Here is a 15003-nt window from a genome sequence, read left to right as displayed (position 1 = left end):
TTACGCCGGCTTCCGACCCTGAGCAGCGCCTCGCCTCTGCCAACAACGGACGTTCGGAAATCAAGCACTGTTCGGAGGCGCAACTGCTTGTGTCTCCTTGAGAGATTCGAGCGCTGGACTTTCAGGTTCCAGTTCAGGGCGGGTCTTAAGCCAAAGTCCAAAGTCGCGCATGACGTCGACGACAGGCTTTAGCCGCTGCCCATCCTCGGTGAGTTGGTACTCCACCTTTACCGGCACTTCGGCGAACACTGTCCGTTGGACCAGGCCGACCTGTTCGAGTGCACGCAAATCAAGCGTCAACATGCGCTGCGATATTCCCGGGACATCCCTGCGCAGATCGTTGAACCGCTTTGGCCCATTCAGCAAATATGACACCAGCAGCAGGCGCCAGCGACCACCCAGCAAGCGCATTGCCTCTTCAACTGAACACGCTGTTGCGCTTATCTTCATTGCTTTTTCCCGCTTAAGTATATTTTTTGTACCTATACCACAAAATTCTGCCTTCTTCTCTTTTTATCCTCGATGGGCGATATTAGTTTCCGCCCCACAAACGTGGCGGTACATGTTTTCGGTCATGAGGAAAAACGCATGAAGCTATATCACGCACCCGGTAGTTGCTCACAAGCGATTTGCATCGTCTTGCAGGAAACCGGGTTGAATACGGAAATCATCAAGGTCAATGCCCGTAAGCATTTATTGGATGACGGAACTAGCTACTACGATCTTGCCGAACTGGGATACGTACCGCTCTTGCAGCTAGACGATGGTACGTTTCTGCGTGAAGGACCTGTCATCGCGCAGTATCTTGCCGATCAGCGCCCCGAGTCGGGATTGGCACCCGCCCACGGCACGAGAGAACGCTACCGGATGCTTGAATGGCTCAATTTTCTGACTTCTGAAGTTCATAAAGGCTTCATCCCATTGCTCTATGCTGTCGCGGCGGGCAGATGGGTCGATACCGCTAGGCCAAAGCTCGAAAGCAGGTACGAGTGGATTAATCAGCAGCTCGCTGGGAAGCAGTTTCTAATGGGAGACGTTTTCACCATCGCCGACGCCTATCTGTTCGCGCTAACGGGCTGGGGTAAGGCCACATGGATGCAGTCCGTGTACAACGTGAACATTGACTTCAGTTTGCACCGTCACCTGCAGGCTTGGTACGAACGTGTCAGGGATAGGTCAACGGTCCAGCGCGTCCTGAGTGAAGAGGGATTTCTAGACAATTGAAGCGTGATGCCGGATGAGTTATCGGTCGACCCCTTCTTTCGGCAGACGCAGGTCGTAAATTGAAAATCATCTAGCGGACCTCCTGCTGCCTGCTGGCGTTCAAGGCTGGATTGCGTCGCCGCCGAGGATCTGCATCAGAGTCTTCGCGTTACGCTGCCCTTGGTCCTCGTAATTGTTGTTCTCTACACCGACAACCGTTACCGGCGACGACGGAGGACAGTGAACGACCCCACAACGGCCGTCCGGACTTATCGAAAGTGGCCGTTCGAAACATAGACCGCGCTAGCGGCGGGCCGGGGCTTTACGGTCATCCTCGATTAACATCGAAGCGGGATCAACGATTTGGTCGGTCCCGCTCCGCTCACTCTGCCGTAACTACCACCCCGCTCGAGCGCTACCTATCATCGTCGCCACGATATATCCCGCAATGCGCGGATTCTCCTTGATTCGTCGGGTGCTGTAGCCATACCAGTCAAGACCGTATGGCACATAGACGCGCACGTTGAAACCTTGCGCAAGCAGACCGTCGCGCAGCGGTTCGCATACCCCTAGTAGCATCTGGAACTCGAATCGTGACCTGTCAATCCGCTCGCGTTGCAGCCAATCGATCAGCGCATCTATCAATTGAGCATCGTGCGTTGCAATACCTACGAATGCCCCCGCCTGTATTGAGCTCGAAACGAGCCGAACGAAGTGGGTATTGATCGCAGCACGGTCTCTCGATGCGCCGTCCACGAGATGCTCGTTTGCCTCTGCATAAATTCCCTTGCAAATGCGCATTGAGCTCTTTCGTGCCTGCAGCGAGACAATGTCCGTGTTCGTCCGCGTCAAATATGCCTGTAGTGCGATACCGACTGGATACCCCTCGGATTCGAGCCTGCAGAATGCGTCGAGCGTTTTCTGGGTGCAACTGACGTCCTCCATGTCGATGCACGCGCTGATTCCGTGCGGCGCCGCCGCCCGCAAAATCTTCGAGACACGCGCCAGGCACGCGTTTTCGTCGAGATGCAGCCCCAGCGCGGTCAACTTTATCGACAACTCGGTGCGCATATTTTCCGCACCGAGCGCCTGAACGAGATCGAGATAATCGCGAGTCATCGACTCTGCCTGATCCAAAGAGGACGCAGTCTCGCCTAGGACGTCGATGGTTGTTCGGAAGCCTTTTGCGTCGAGCGCGTGGATGCGCGCGAGGGCGTCGACTAGCGTTTCGCCGGCAATGTAGCGGCGAGAAATCTTACGGATCAGTGCACGAGGAACGAGCGGGATGGCGCGAGCCGCCATCGTATTGAAAATACGCATGTTGTGGTCTCATGAAAATGCAATCGCACGAATCTAGAGGCAAGAAATTCGATTCGAGCGACATCACCGGCCTGTTGTTCACAGGCCCGGGACGAACGCCAGCGTCGATGCAATTACCGCATCGACACAGGCTTTCAGTGCATTTTCGAGGGAGGCCAGGCAGCTGCGTGCATTGTTCGAATGGAGGTTTATACGGTTAACCGTGGGGCGGATCAAGGCCTGCTTTCGTTACTTCACTCAGGCTCCGCGATCGTAGCACGAGAGAAGGAGCTGGTCGTGAACCGGTGAACGATATTGGTCGACCTCTGCTTGACGACTATCGGCAGAAACCGACCCGTTGCAGCCGGTCGAGCAGTCTCTGTTCTAAGGGTAGGTATCGGAGTGGAACGGTCATTTCCGTGCCGTCGCCTGGGGGACAAGTCATCGGCCTCTGCGGACGCTTAGACCCGTGAGTTGGTGAGGCGGCTTACGCCGTGCAAGGATGACGTCTTGCTCGACCCTCGAATTGCTCTCGAACTTAAGTTTGATTTCTCTATAAGCAATCAGCTTGTCGTTCACCAGATCGAAAGGAAGCGCCCGCAAGGTTAGGGATGGTGTTCAGAACTCGTTTTGCCGCACTGAGCCATCCACATAGGGCCGATGCGGTGGAAGCGGTGCGGCACCTGGCTCGAATGCAGCGCTACGTTCGGCATAAGGAAGGCGCCGATTGCCTGCCCGCGCGGGCGGCTTTTGCGCTCATGCAGCGGCCTCGCGCATCAGTCGTTCGCGCGTCATCCACAGATTGCTTAGAGCGAACAGCGTGTGCAACTCTGCGGGTTCTTCATCAAGCCGCGATAGCGCACCTTTAGATGCCACCGTGCGCGGCGATGAACATGGCGACGGCCGACCGGCAATAGGATTCGATTTCGTTGTCATCCTCTGCTCTCGCCTCATCGAAGCGTGCGACAAGCAGAAGATCGGATCCTTTGAAAAGCGCGGCAAACAAGCGGGCGGATCGGAGAGCATCGGGTACGTTCAGAATCGCTTTCGCGTGCAACTGACGCAACACGGCCTCGATTTGGGCGATGACATGGGCGGGCCCGGCTTCGTAATGGAGCTTGCTTAACGACTTTTGATTCGTCTTGTCGGCCAAAACCATGGCTTCGACACTGCGGACGTCCGGGCTCAACAGCGTGCGAAGCAGGGATGATCCCACCGCCATGAGCTGATCTTCGGCTGAACCGTCGACGCTTTCAGAAAGGGCCTGGGGTGCAAATTGATGGCAGTGGGCCACCATGGCCGCGCTGAACAGCGCCTCCTTGTTCTCGAAGTGCCGATAGATGCTGAGCTTGGATATCTTCGCCCGCTGCGCGACCTTGTCCATGGTCGTCGCTTGAAAACCCAATTCCACAAAGAGTTCGCAGGCGGCGTCGACGATCGTTTGGCGAAGCGCCTCGTTGGCGGGCCGGCCGCGCCGGCTCTGGCTGTTTTCGGTCACAACAATTCCAGTACTTGACAGTATTCAAATTCTTGCACTACGATACCACGCAGTATCTTAAATGTGCAAGCCAAGGATAGGTTTCAACCAGTTGCCCAAATCAGGTTTCCCCGGGGCGCCTGGCGATATCGAATGCGGGATTGTGGGGCCGATCAATACAGCCATCAGCAACTTTCTCGCCAATGCCGAAGCCCTACTCGCTGACCGTCTCAAGCGCGTATCGCTGGACGATATTGCACACCACGCCCAGCCCACCCCTCCAATCACAACACGGAGCCCATCACCATGGATGACGTCATCATCATCGGCGGCAGCTTTGCCGGCCTCGCCGCCGCCCTGCAGCTCGGCCGTGCCCGCCGCAAGGTCACGGTTCTCGATACCGGCCGGCCGCGCAACCGCTTTGCAGGCCACTCGCATGGCTTGCTCGGCCACGATCACAAGCCACCGCTGGACATCCTGATCGAGGCGCGGCAGCAGTTGACGCGCTATCCAACGATCAGGCTGGTCAATGCCCGGGCCGAGAGCGTGTCTGGCGCCATCGACGATTTCTGCGTCGTCACTGACGATAACGAAAGCCTGAGGGCGCACCGCCTGATCCTGAGCTATGGCGTCGCCGACCAGATGCCTGATGTTCCGGGCTTTGCCGAAAGCTGGGGCACGTCCATCGTGCCCTGCCCCTATTGCGACGGCTTTGAAGTCGCCGGCCAGCATTGGGGCCTCGTCTGGTCCAGCCCGCAGTCGCACCAGTCTGCCAGGCTGTTCCGCGATTGGACGGACAAGCTGACTGTCTTCGCCGATGGTCATGACATTGCGCCCGATATCCAAGTCGATCTGGCGCGTCGCAACATACCTGTCGTCGATGGCCGGATCGTCGAGATCGCCCATCACAAGGGCCATATCAACACCGTCAATCTCGATACCCGCCGCAATGTCGCGGTCGACGTCCTGTTCGCCCATCCGCGCAACAAGCCGTCCGCACGCCTGCATGAATCACTGGGCCTCGCCACGGTCGATACGCCCACCGGCATCGTCCTCAAAGTCGACGAGCGCCGCCAAACCAGCATGCCCGGCATCTACGCCGCTGGCGACCTCGCCACGCCCTTCTTGCCCTCGGTCACCCAGGCTTCATCGCAGGGCGCGATGGCGGGTATCTTCGCCCAGCAGTCGATGGTGGTTTGAGAGCACAGATCCCTGCTCTTGTTGCGTCGTCGCCTTCGAAAAGGTTGGCGTAAATCGAGGCGGCGAAAGGCGGATCGTCGAGTCAAGGAGATGACATGGCAAAGCAAAGTGCTGATCAGGTGGGTGACTGGAATGGTCAAAGCGGGGAGCGCTGGGTCGCCAACCAGGCCCGGCTCGACGCTCTGGTGGCGGTGTTCGGCCAGGCCGCGATCGAAGCCGCCGCGCCCGCGACGGGTGAGCGCGTGCTGGACATCGGCTGCGGCGCGGGTGCGTCAAGTCTGGCTCTGGCCGCTCGCGTCGGCGCGGGGGGCCAAGTGCTGGGCGTGGACATATCCGAACCGCTGATCGATCGAGCGCGCGCGCTTGCGCGCCACGATACGCCGGCCCTGTTTCAGGTGGCCGACGCCAGCAGCGCAGAGCTGCCCGAAGGCGCGTTCGACATTCTGTTCTCGCGTTTCGGCGTGATGTTTTTCCCCGATCCGACAGCGGCGTTCGCCCATATGCGACGCGCGCTCCGGCCGGGCGGCCGGGTCGCTTTCGTCTGCTGGCGCGGTGCGGCCGAGAACGATTGTATGCGACTGCCGGTGGGCGCGCTCAAGGACATCGTCCCGCCGAGCGCGCTCCCCGATCCCGAAGCGCCCGGCCCGTTTTCGTTCGGCGACCGGGAGCACGTGGCGCGCATCCTGACGGCGGCCGGTTTCACCGAAATCGTTATCTCGCCCTTCGACGCGGCCGTCCCATTCGGCGAGGGCGAAACGCGGGACGCGGCGATCGACGACGCAGTGAGGATGACGCTTGAGGTCGGCCCGCTGTCGCGTGCGCTCGCTGGTCAGCCCGACGACATCCGCGCCCGTGCCTCCGCCGCAGTTCGTGCCGCCTTCGCGAGCCTCCCCGGCGAGGGGTCGGTGATGATCAACGGCGCGGCATGGGTCGTCATGGCACGAAATCCGGCAAGCTGACAGGGATTCACAGGGGAGATGCCTCCGCTCGGTGGAACAGGGCGTCTTTGGCCGGCCAGATTGATGTCCCTTCTGGCCGCTGAACGAGCGCTCGCCTTGCGACAATCAGATGGCCGGTTGCGAAGCAGAGCCGACGCCTGAGCGGCCTTCCGGCGGCGCATGTGACCGGCAGTTTGTGGCCGCACTGTGCCTGTCACGTCGCAGCGACTGTCGCCACACGTTATCCGCAGCAGCCGACCTATTCTGCCAAGAATCGCTTGATCGCTGCTGAAAATTCGACATCGTTGTCGAGCATCATCAGATGGCCGCTGTTGGCAATTGTGTAATCTCCTGCGCATTTTTTCGATGCCCAGTCAGGTACGTTCCAGCCTTTGCGGGAGTGCTCACCGGACAGCAAATACACCGGATGCCGATCGAAGACCTGCTCGAGCAATCTTAGGTAATCATCTTTTCCTGTCGTCGTGACTACAGATTGACCCATTGCGCGGAGAGTGGATGCTGGCTGATGAGCAAGCCACCGGGCGGCGATCTCGCCGACATACGGCGCAGATGTAGTAACGGAACCGCTAATCCAGGCTAGTGGGTCAGCACGAAAATCTGCCAGCATGGCGTCAGCCTCGCTCTGGTTCATCCGTCCTACCGACGCGGACCAGAACGCATCCTCCAACGTGAAATTCCCTTCGACATTGACGATCCTGCGGATGTACCCAGGGTAAGTCCGAGCGAACAACATAGCGATCGCACCACCAACGGAATGACCAACCACGTCAACTGGTTTGCTTCCAAAACGGGCATCCACGAACGCTCGCAGATGCTCGACTTGGCCCGGTAGGGATATGGCATTGAACGGAACGATTTGGTGCTCGCCGTACCCAAGCAGATCGGGCGCGGCATGCGGCAACTCGTAGCCGGTGACGTCGAGCGTACCGATGAAGCCGTGAACGAAAACGACAGGAGGAACGTTGCTCATGCTTGTTAGACGGGAACTGTTTGAAGTCGTTGGGCCGGCATCTCGATGCGACGAGTGGCGAGCCGTTGAGGAAATTGTCAACGGTTTTGATCACCGTGTCGACTGTCTGTTTGTGGCCGATGACTACCTCATGCAATCGGCACACATCGCTCGAACTTCGCAAGGCCGCGATCGGCGACACGCGACCCGTTGTTGACGATGGACGAACACGCGTGGACGTCTCCAATTGAATGGCAACCCGCCGTACGTTGATTGCGGCGCAAATCCGGCTTCGCCGACCTGCCGCCGAGGATTCGCCCCGGAAGTGATTCATCGGGCAGCCTTTTATGCAGTTGAGCAAGCGGACTTGCTCTACATGCACAGCGGACGCCACTCCGTCGCAATCATAGTAACCACAAGAGAGGCCTGCACTATTGTCGTTGCGGATGATCAAGAAAGAAGCGCAGCATTTCGGCACTCGCATCCGGACCAGTAGCGTCCGTATAACTGCCTCGTGCATTGCCGCCTGCCCAAGCGTGCCCTGCGCCATGAATGGTCCACAACTCGGCGTCGATACCGTCGCCGGAAACCAGCCGCGAGACGGTACAGGCGCGTCGGCCCGCGTCGACCCGACGCCGTTCGCTGCCGGCGTCCGGCCGTGCGTCGAACCTCTGCACGAGCCGCGTGGCATTCGCTACGTGAACGGTGGCATCCGCGTCACCATGAAAGACAATCATGGGCCGTCTCGGTGACAAGTCTGTATCGCCTTGCACGCGCCGTGCGTTTCGGGGGTGCTTGCCGCCTTTCATCGCCGCGAGCGCGGAGGGTAAATTGTGCGCGCACCGTGCCGGAAGACCGGAATGCACGCCGACCGCGGCATACAGTTCGGGATACTCGGCGATCATGATCGCCGCCATCGCGCCCCCCGCGGACATCCCCGCGACGTACACGCGCGCAGGATCGACGTTGTGGGCCGAGATGATTTCGCGCGTGATGCCGGCGATCAGCGACGGCTCGCCGCGCTCGCGATGCTGATCGTCAGGTTTGAACCAGTTCCAGCACTTCGACGGATTCGCCTGCTGCGGTTGCACCGGATAAGCTACGAGACATCGATGCCGCTCGGCAAGCGCGTTCATCTGCGTGCCTGCTGCGAAATCGTCGGCGTCCTGCGTGCAGCCGTGCAGCATCACAATCAGTGGCAGCGGCTCGCCGGCGCCCCCCGCCGGCACATACAGCCGATATTGACGGCGACCGGCGGCATTCGCATACGCAAGCGTGATGAAATGTCCTCGTTCCTCCACGTCAAGGCAGTCTTCTCGCGCCTTGTGCGCGGTCGCTTCCTTTGTCTTTGCAAACGGGAAGACAACGGGCTCTGGCGTCTTGTCCCGCGACGCAGTTTCGTTCACTGCACCGGCGCTTTCCCCTCGCAGTGCGCGTTGTATCGCTTCTGTCGCTTCGGCAACGCCGCGGGTACGCAGCAAAGTCATCGCTTCGTGCATTGAGTTCAGAAAGCCTTCGTCGAGTTTCATCACATTCGTCCGATTACCGGTGTTGAGGGGGGTGGGCCTCGCGCGGCTAGTGGATTCTGCCGGCAAGCGCCGTCTTGACTGCGGGCGAAGCGTGAAAGGCTCCCAGCACCACGACGCTTTCGATAGTCGCGAGCGCGAGTTCCGGGGAGACATCGGCGGCAATGCTGGCCAATCCCAAGACCTGAATGTTGAGACGCTCGCGCGCGGCTCGAATCGCCTCGAGATCCTGCCTGGAGAAATGCTGCAGCCCGAGCACGAGTGAACGACGCGCAACCGTTTCCTGGACGACCCGCGCATGTAGCGCGAGCTGGTTGCGAATCGCCGTTCGGATCAGGTCGGTCCGGTTCGCATAGAAGCCTTCTTCAACCAGCAGGTCGATCTGCCCGAGGTCGACGGGTCCGAGGTTGATCGTGATTTTTTCCGAGTCGCCGCCTTTCGAGCGGGGGGTGTCCAATACCGCGGGTTTCTTCATTGCACCATCCTTTCACCATCCATGTGGATGGTTATAGGATGGTTTTAGATGCGCCGCAACATAAAAATTTGGGGTCGAGACGCCTTCTGGGTCGCCGCATCGCTGGTCGCGTGCGGGCTAGATAGAGCGCTACCGCCGGTCGGTCGGCACTGATGTTCGCTCGAACACAACGGATGAGCGTCAAGGCGCAAAACCATCAGAATAAGGCGCGAAATGGAGAGGTTCCCCGACCAGTTTTGACAAATTCAACTGCTATCCTTCAAAACTTGAACCCGTTCACTATCGCGACTTTATCCAGGTAGTTCATGCCGCAGGTCTCGCCAAACGCAGTCCATCAGCGCTCAAAATCGGAGTAGTCAACATCCCGCGAACCTCTCAACCCCGATGTCACTCGGGCAGCGAAAGCCGGTACTGCGGAAACGGATTGCGCAGAGCTCAACATGGACCAAGGATTACCAGCATACTGGCCCGGTAGAGCCTGAAATTCGTCGTATCGTTCGCACCGCCATGAGGGAGATATGCATAAACCCATCGACACTGAAACGATCCCGAGCAATGAATTGCAGCAGGTCAAGGCGACTTATGCCAAGCTTTGCGAGGACTACATTGCACATCGTAGCGATGGTGAATACCGGGACTACGTGCAATCGGTCATTGCCAACAACGCGAGTCTCGATCGCCACGTGCGCGCGTTCGAAATTTACGCACCGTATATCAAGCGTGGCATGAAAGTGCTCGACTGGGGATGCCGGCACGCCCCAGATTCGTGCATGCTTCGCACGCTCTACCATGACATCGATATATATGGCTGCGACATCTGCAAGGATGGGCAATTCGCGGAATTCCATGAGTACGCCGGGTTATCTTTCGCATCGCTCGATCATGAATTTCTGCTGCCCTACGAAGACAATCAATTCGATGTGGTGATCGGAAGCGGTGTACTCGAGCACGTGGCCCGCGAGCAAAAGAGCCTCGATGAGCTATGGCGCGTGCTGAAAGACGACGGTTTGCTGATAATCACATTTTTACCTAACCGCTTATCGGTGACCGAAAACGCGTGCAGAGTCATGAAGAAGTACACGGGCCATAACCGGCTGTACAGTCTCAGCGACGCGAAGCGCCTGTTTCTCAGGTCGGGATTCGTACTGGAAGAATGCGGCTATCATCAGGTCTTTCCCACCTTCGCAAAAGGCATAAAGGGCGGCGGAGCGCTCAACGCCCTGGCCAATATCGGCATGAAGCTGAACCGGCCTTTCGAGCGGATACCGATCGTGAATGCAGTCTCGGCTAATCTGTTTTTCATCCTCCGCCGCGTGCATGAAATGTAGCAGGCGGCCGCCAGGGCCGCCTACCTCGCGGCATCATTGCGCAAGGCCGCGCCCTCCTGTTGCGACGTCACAAATCCTCTCAATGCGGGGGTGAGCCGGAACACAAGCTTCTCGATCTCCACCACGAGGAAAAACAGGACGCCACCACCGATGAGCCACCCCCACGCCGACAAGGGAAGAGCCTCAGTTTGGAAAATGGCATGGAACGGGAACGTATAGGTGAACAAAAGCTGCAAGACCACGACGCCGGCTATTCCGTACCAGAGATAGCGATTGCCTATATGGGCGCGCACGGACAGCGACGAATCGAGCAGATACCGGATGTTGAGCAGATAGAAAACCTGGCCCAACGTAATGGCGTTGACTGCGGCCGTGCGCGCCATCTGATCCGACGCCCCTTGCGACTTCATCCAGAAGAACGTCGATAGCGTATAGAGCACGAGCGCCGCGCCGACGAACAGGATGCGCCAGATGCCGAAGCTCGTGACGATCGGCCGGTCGATTGCGCGTGGCGAGCGGCGCATCACGTCTGCCTCGTGCGGCTCGAACGAAATGGTCAGGCCGAGCGCGACGGAAGTAACCATGTTGACCCACAGGATCTGCGGCGCCGTGATCGGCAGCGTGAAGGCGAACAGGATCGCCACCGCGATCACCGCGCCTTGCGCGACATTGGTCGGCAGCATGAACAGCATCGCTTTCTCGATGTTGTTGTAGACCGTGCGCCCTTCCTTCACCGCCGCAGTGATCGACGCGAAATTGTCGTCGGCGAGGATCATACCCGCCGCCTCCTTCGTCACCTCGGTGCCCTTGATCCCCATCGCGACACCGATGTCGGCTTTCTTGAGCGCCGGCGCATCGTTGACGCCGTCGCCCGTCATCGCGACGATCTGCCGATTCGCCTGGATCGCCTTGACGAGCCGGAGCTTGTGCTCGGGACTCGCGCGCGCGAACACGTCGACGCCGCGCACGCATTCCTGCAGCGCCGCATCGTTCATCGCCTCGATCTCGGTGCCGGACACGGCGGTCTTGCCGTCGCCGATGCCCAGCATTCTTGCGATCGCAGCCGCCGTGATCTTGTGGTCGCCCGTGATCATCGTCACGCGGATGCCGCCGCCGTGGCATTCGCGCACGGCGTCGATCGCCTCTTTGCGCGGCGGGTCCATCAGGCCCACGAGGCCGAGCAGTACGAGGCTACGCGGCAGGTCCTGCGGCCCGAGGCCGCCCGTACGCAGGCCCGGGTCCGACAGCCACGCGAGCCCGAGCACGCGCTCGCCTTGCGCGGCGAGCCGGTCGCCCTCCCTCGCGAAGTGCTCGCGATCGAGCGGCGCCGGGCCTTGCGCCGTCTGCTGCCGGTCGCAGTGGTCGAGAATCACCTCCGGCGCGCCCTTGACCAGCAGCATCTCGCCGTCCGCCGAACGGTTCAGCGTCGCCATGAACTTGTGCTCGGACTCGAAGGGGATCGCGTCGATCCTCGGCGCGGCGGCCGTCTCGGCGGCGCGGTCCATGCCCAGCTTGGAAGCGAACGGATAGAGCGCGCCCTCGGTCGGGTCGCCCTCCACTTTCCATTTTCCATCTTCCTCGAAGAGCTCGGCGTCGTTGCACAATAGCGACACGCGGCCCATCAGCTTGAGCACGTCCGGCGCGGCGCCGAGCGGCTTGCCATCGGCGCTGACCTCTCCTTCGCTGGCGTAGCCGTCGCCCGTAACGGCATAGGCCGCTTCGGCCGTTACGGCGGAGGTCACCATCATCTCCATCAGGGTCAGCGTGCCCGTTTTATCCGAGCAGATGCGCGAGACGGCGCCCAGTGTTTCGACCGCCGGCAGGCGGCGAATAATGGCGTTGCGCTGGGCCATGCGCTGCACGCCGATGGCGAGCGTGATGGTGATGAGCGCCGGCAGGCCTTCCGGGATGACCGATACCGCAATCCCCACGATGGCCTGGAACAGCTGAACGAAAGTCATGTGTCCGAGCCAGTGCCCCCAGGAGAACAGCAGCACGCTGACAACGGCGATCACTGCCGTGATGACGTAGCCGAACTTCTTGATCTGGCGCAGCAGCGGCGTCTCGAGCACGCTGACCTCGGCGAGCATCTGGTTGATCCGGCCGAGTTCCGTCTGGCTCCCGGTCGTCACCACGACGCCGGTTGCCCGGCCCGACAAGACCATCGTGCCGCAGAACGCCATGTTCTCGCGGTCGCCGACCGTGGCTTTGGCGGGTACCGGCGCGGTGCCCTTCTCGGCCGGGAGGGATTCCCCTGTGAGAGCTGCTTCTTCCGTGCGCAGGTTCCTGGCGTCGACCAGACGCATGTCCGCCGGGACTTTGTCGCCCGATTCCAGTAGCACGATGTCGCCAGGAACGAGTTCCTCGGCGGGGATCAAGCGAACCGCTCCGCCACGCATAACGCGCGCTTCCGCGGACAGCATGTTGCGAATCGAGTCGAGCGCCTTCTCGGCGCGTCCTTCCTGCAGGAAGCCGAGCAGCGAGTTGAGGATGACGACGGCCAGAATGACCGAGCCATCGAGCCACAGGCCCATCATGAACTTGACGAAACCGGCCGCGAGCAGCACGTAGATCAGAACGTTGTGAAGCTGCATCAGGAAGCGTACGACCGGCCCCCTCTTCTTGCCCTGCGGGAGGCGGTTCGGCCCATAGGTGGCCAGCCGCCCGGTCGCTTCCGATGCATCGAGGCCCTGCGCGGGATCGACGTTGAACTGCCGTTCGATGTCACCGGCCGGCATCGCATGCCACGGCGTCGCACTCTCAACTGAGCTCATCCTCGTGTCTCCCGGTTCCAGTGATTTCGGGTCAGGGGGCCGCTCTCAATGGTCTGGATCGTCCCCGGGTTGATCGGGTCTCGTCGCGTCCACCGCTTCAGCGTCGAGTTCCTCCCTCGCGGCGGCGAGATCCTTCATGTGCTCTCGCGTGGCTTTCGGATATTCGAGGTCGAGCTTCTCGACGGCCTCGACGATCGCGGCCGCGACGATGAGGCGCGTGAAAGGTTTGTTGTCGGCGGGCACGACGAACCATGGAGCCGCTTCGGAGGCCGTCGCGCGGATCGCCACTTCATAGGCGTGCATATAGTCGTTCCAGTAGCGACGCTCGCGAACGTCGGCGGCGGAAAACTTCCAGTGCTTGTCGGGATTGTCGAGGCGATCCATGAATCGCCTCTTCTGCTCCCCGTACGACAGGTTCAGATAGAACTTGAGAATGACCACGCCCTGGCGCGTCAGATAGTCCTCGAAGCGCGCGATGTCGGCGAGCCGCTCGTCCCATATGTTGTTGCCGACCCGTAGCGGCGGGATCTTCTGCGCATGGAGTAAGTGCTGATGCACGCGCACCACCAGCACCTCTTCATAATACGAGCGGTTGAAAATGCCGATGTGCCCGCGCTCGGGCACTTTCCTGGAATAGCGCCAAAGGAAGTCGTGGGAGAGTTCCTCATCCGACGGCTGCTTGAACGAGATGACATCGCACCCCTGCGGATTGACGCGCGACATCACATGCTTGATCGTCCCGTCCTTTCCCGCGGCGTCCATGGCCTGGAACACCAGCAGCACGGACCAGGAATCCTGCGCGTAGAGGATTTCCTGCTCCATCGCGAGCCATTTCGACCCGCGCTGGAGTAGTTGCTGCGCCTCTTCCTTATGCATTCTGAGTCCCAGCGTCTCGCCGGGATCGAAATCCTTCAGGAAGAAATCTTTGCCGCTGGTGACGCGGAACGGATCGGTGTATCCCCGCAGCGCGTTGAGTATTTCCGTGCGAACCATCGCTCTTTCTCCACGGCATCTGCATTCACTTGCACGATTCGCGGATTGCATCGCAACCGCAGTCGTACTGTTCACAACTCTTTCTGATAATAGGTCACGCAGACGGAAACGTGCTCATCGGCAACGACGCTGCGCACCCGCGTAGCGACGGGAAACACACGTCTCAACGCTGCAACGTTCCGGACAGCCGAGCCGGTCGATCACAGCCTGTCGGCCCGGTCGACCCAGTCACGACAAGGCCGTCAGACGATAGGCATTACCTGTGCTTGTCATTCATCAGACAGCGCCAACAAAAATTGCCGAGCACAAGGTCGAGCCACGAACACGAACACGAACACGGGGAACAGCGGAGAAGTGGGCGTTACCTGAACCGATACCTGAGCGGTTGGGCCGCGTGGCCCTCGTCACCGCGTTCGACTGGTTCTGGGTCGCCGGCAAGGGCTACATCGTGCCCGGCGACGGCGTCGCCAATCTCGCGCAAGCCGGCGCAAGGCATGGTGTCGATGCCTTCATTTCACACGACGCTCGCTATTGTCTTCATCTATGCGCTGCGTCGCATGCCACGGCTTTGCTGATTGCGATTCCTCTCAACGTGACGATGATCCTGTCGACGCCGACGCAAGGCGGTCACTATCTCGCCGATGTGTTTGCGGGTCTGCTGCTCAGTGCGCTGACGATTGCAGCGCTCAAGCGCTGCATGCACCTGCTGGCGACGCGCAAATCCACGAATGCGCCGAGTTCGCGGTCTATGCCGATGCAAACGGCATGAACTGACGCTCGGAAGCGGCCGCGCGGACTAACGTGAACGCGGCGTGCGCTG

13 protein-coding genes and 1 pseudogene are annotated in these 15003 nt (G+C 60.1%); 5 read left to right on the top strand and 9 right to left on the bottom strand.

Annotated elements, in window-relative coordinates; translation table 11 throughout:
- Nucleotides 1-60: 60 nt before the first annotated feature.
- Nucleotides 61-450 carry a winged helix-turn-helix transcriptional regulator gene (locus tag HDG39_RS21340; RefSeq protein WP_184008363.1) on the bottom strand — a complete coding sequence of 130 codons (390 nt, stop codon included), beginning with the start codon at nt 448-450 and terminating at the stop codon, nt 61-63.
- A 138-nt stretch (nt 451-588) separates the two neighbouring features.
- Between HDG39_RS21340 and HDG39_RS21335 the strand changes: the two genes are divergently transcribed.
- Nucleotides 589-1224 carry a glutathione binding-like protein gene (locus HDG39_RS21335; protein ID WP_184008361.1) on the top strand — a complete coding sequence of 212 codons (636 nt, stop codon included), beginning with the start codon at nt 589-591 and terminating at the stop codon, nt 1222-1224.
- Between the two features lie 375 nt (nt 1225-1599).
- Here the strand turns inward: HDG39_RS21335 and HDG39_RS21330 are convergent, their stop codons facing one another.
- The 3 genes and pseudogenes from HDG39_RS21330 to HDG39_RS21320 all read right to left on the bottom strand — a co-directional run bounded on the left by HDG39_RS21330 (nt 1600) and on the right by HDG39_RS21320 (nt 4000).
- Nucleotides 1600-2523 (bottom strand): proline dehydrogenase family protein, encoded by a 924-nt coding sequence (locus HDG39_RS21330; protein WP_184008359.1) that lies wholly within the window; start codon nt 2521-2523, stop codon nt 1600-1602.
- A 735-nt stretch (nt 2524-3258) separates the two neighbouring features.
- Nucleotides 3259-3380: pseudogene (locus HDG39_RS21325) on the bottom strand (IS5/IS1182 family transposase); the annotation flags it as partial.
- The gene (locus HDG39_RS21320) at nt 3368-4000 is read right to left on the bottom strand and encodes a TetR/AcrR family transcriptional regulator (RefSeq protein WP_018421953.1); all 633 of its coding nucleotides are present in this window, start codon (nt 3998-4000) and stop codon (nt 3368-3370) included. The gene HDG39_RS21320 and the pseudogene HDG39_RS21325, both read right to left, overlap by 13 nt.
- 285 nt (nt 4001-4285) lie before the next feature.
- Between HDG39_RS21320 and HDG39_RS21315 the strand changes: the two genes are divergently transcribed.
- Both HDG39_RS21315 and HDG39_RS21310 read left to right on the top strand, forming a co-directional pair.
- On the top strand, nt 4286-5179 hold the full coding sequence (locus tag HDG39_RS21315) for an NAD(P)/FAD-dependent oxidoreductase (protein ID WP_184008357.1): 894 nt from the start codon (nt 4286-4288) through the stop codon (nt 5177-5179).
- 95 nt (nt 5180-5274) lie between these two features.
- Entirely contained in the window at nt 5275-6138 is an 864-nt protein-coding gene (locus tag HDG39_RS21310; protein ID WP_184008355.1) for a class I SAM-dependent methyltransferase, read from the top strand.
- A gap of 238 nt (nt 6139-6376) precedes the next feature.
- On the opposite strand, the gene HDG39_RS21305 is transcribed toward HDG39_RS21310, so the two are convergent.
- The 3 genes from HDG39_RS21305 to HDG39_RS21295 all read right to left on the bottom strand — a co-directional run bounded on the left by HDG39_RS21305 (nt 6377) and on the right by HDG39_RS21295 (nt 9088).
- Nucleotides 6377-7108, bottom strand: coding sequence for an alpha/beta fold hydrolase (locus tag HDG39_RS21305; RefSeq protein WP_184008353.1), 732 nt, complete (start codon nt 7106-7108; stop codon nt 6377-6379).
- 410 nt (nt 7109-7518) lie between these two features.
- Nucleotides 7519-8616 (bottom strand): extracellular catalytic domain type 1 short-chain-length polyhydroxyalkanoate depolymerase, encoded by a 1098-nt coding sequence (locus HDG39_RS21300; RefSeq protein WP_184008351.1) that lies wholly within the window; start codon nt 8614-8616, stop codon nt 7519-7521.
- 46 nt (nt 8617-8662) lie between these two features.
- Entirely contained in the window at nt 8663-9088 is a 426-nt protein-coding gene (locus HDG39_RS21295) for a ribbon-helix-helix domain-containing protein (RefSeq protein ID WP_018420777.1), read from the bottom strand.
- A gap of 518 nt (nt 9089-9606) precedes the next feature.
- On the opposite strand from HDG39_RS21295, the gene HDG39_RS21290 reads away from it, so the two are divergent.
- A complete protein-coding gene (locus tag HDG39_RS21290) occupies nt 9607-10416 on the top strand; it encodes a class I SAM-dependent methyltransferase (RefSeq protein WP_184008349.1) in 810 nt (269 codons plus the stop codon).
- Nucleotides 10417-10436: 20 nt separating this feature from the next.
- Here HDG39_RS21290 and HDG39_RS21285 read toward each other — a convergent pair whose 3' ends face one another.
- Together HDG39_RS21285 and HDG39_RS21280 are read right to left on the bottom strand one after the other, a co-directional pair.
- Nucleotides 10437-13190: an HAD-IC family P-type ATPase gene (locus HDG39_RS21285; RefSeq protein WP_184008347.1), complete on the bottom strand. Its 2754-nt coding sequence runs from the start codon at nt 13188-13190 to the stop codon at nt 10437-10439.
- A gap of 45 nt (nt 13191-13235) precedes the next feature.
- Complete coding sequence (locus HDG39_RS21280) at nt 13236-14183, bottom strand: polyphosphate kinase 2 family protein (RefSeq protein ID WP_184008592.1); 948 nt, start codon at nt 14181-14183, stop codon at nt 13236-13238.
- Between the two features lie 394 nt (nt 14184-14577).
- Here HDG39_RS21280 and HDG39_RS35640 point away from each other — a divergent pair, with 394 nt between their 5' ends.
- Complete coding sequence (locus tag HDG39_RS35640) at nt 14578-14952, top strand: phosphatase PAP2 family protein (RefSeq protein ID WP_311667058.1); 375 nt, start codon at nt 14578-14580, stop codon at nt 14950-14952.
- Nucleotides 14953-15003: the final 51 nt, after the last annotated feature.

The organism is Paraburkholderia lebeckiae (assembly GCF_014201005.1).
Lineage (GTDB): Bacteria > Pseudomonadota > Gammaproteobacteria > Burkholderiales > Burkholderiaceae > Paraburkholderia > Paraburkholderia tuberum.
The sequence above is the reverse complement of the archived record's forward strand: the minus strand, read 5'-3'. Positions and strand labels throughout refer to the sequence as shown.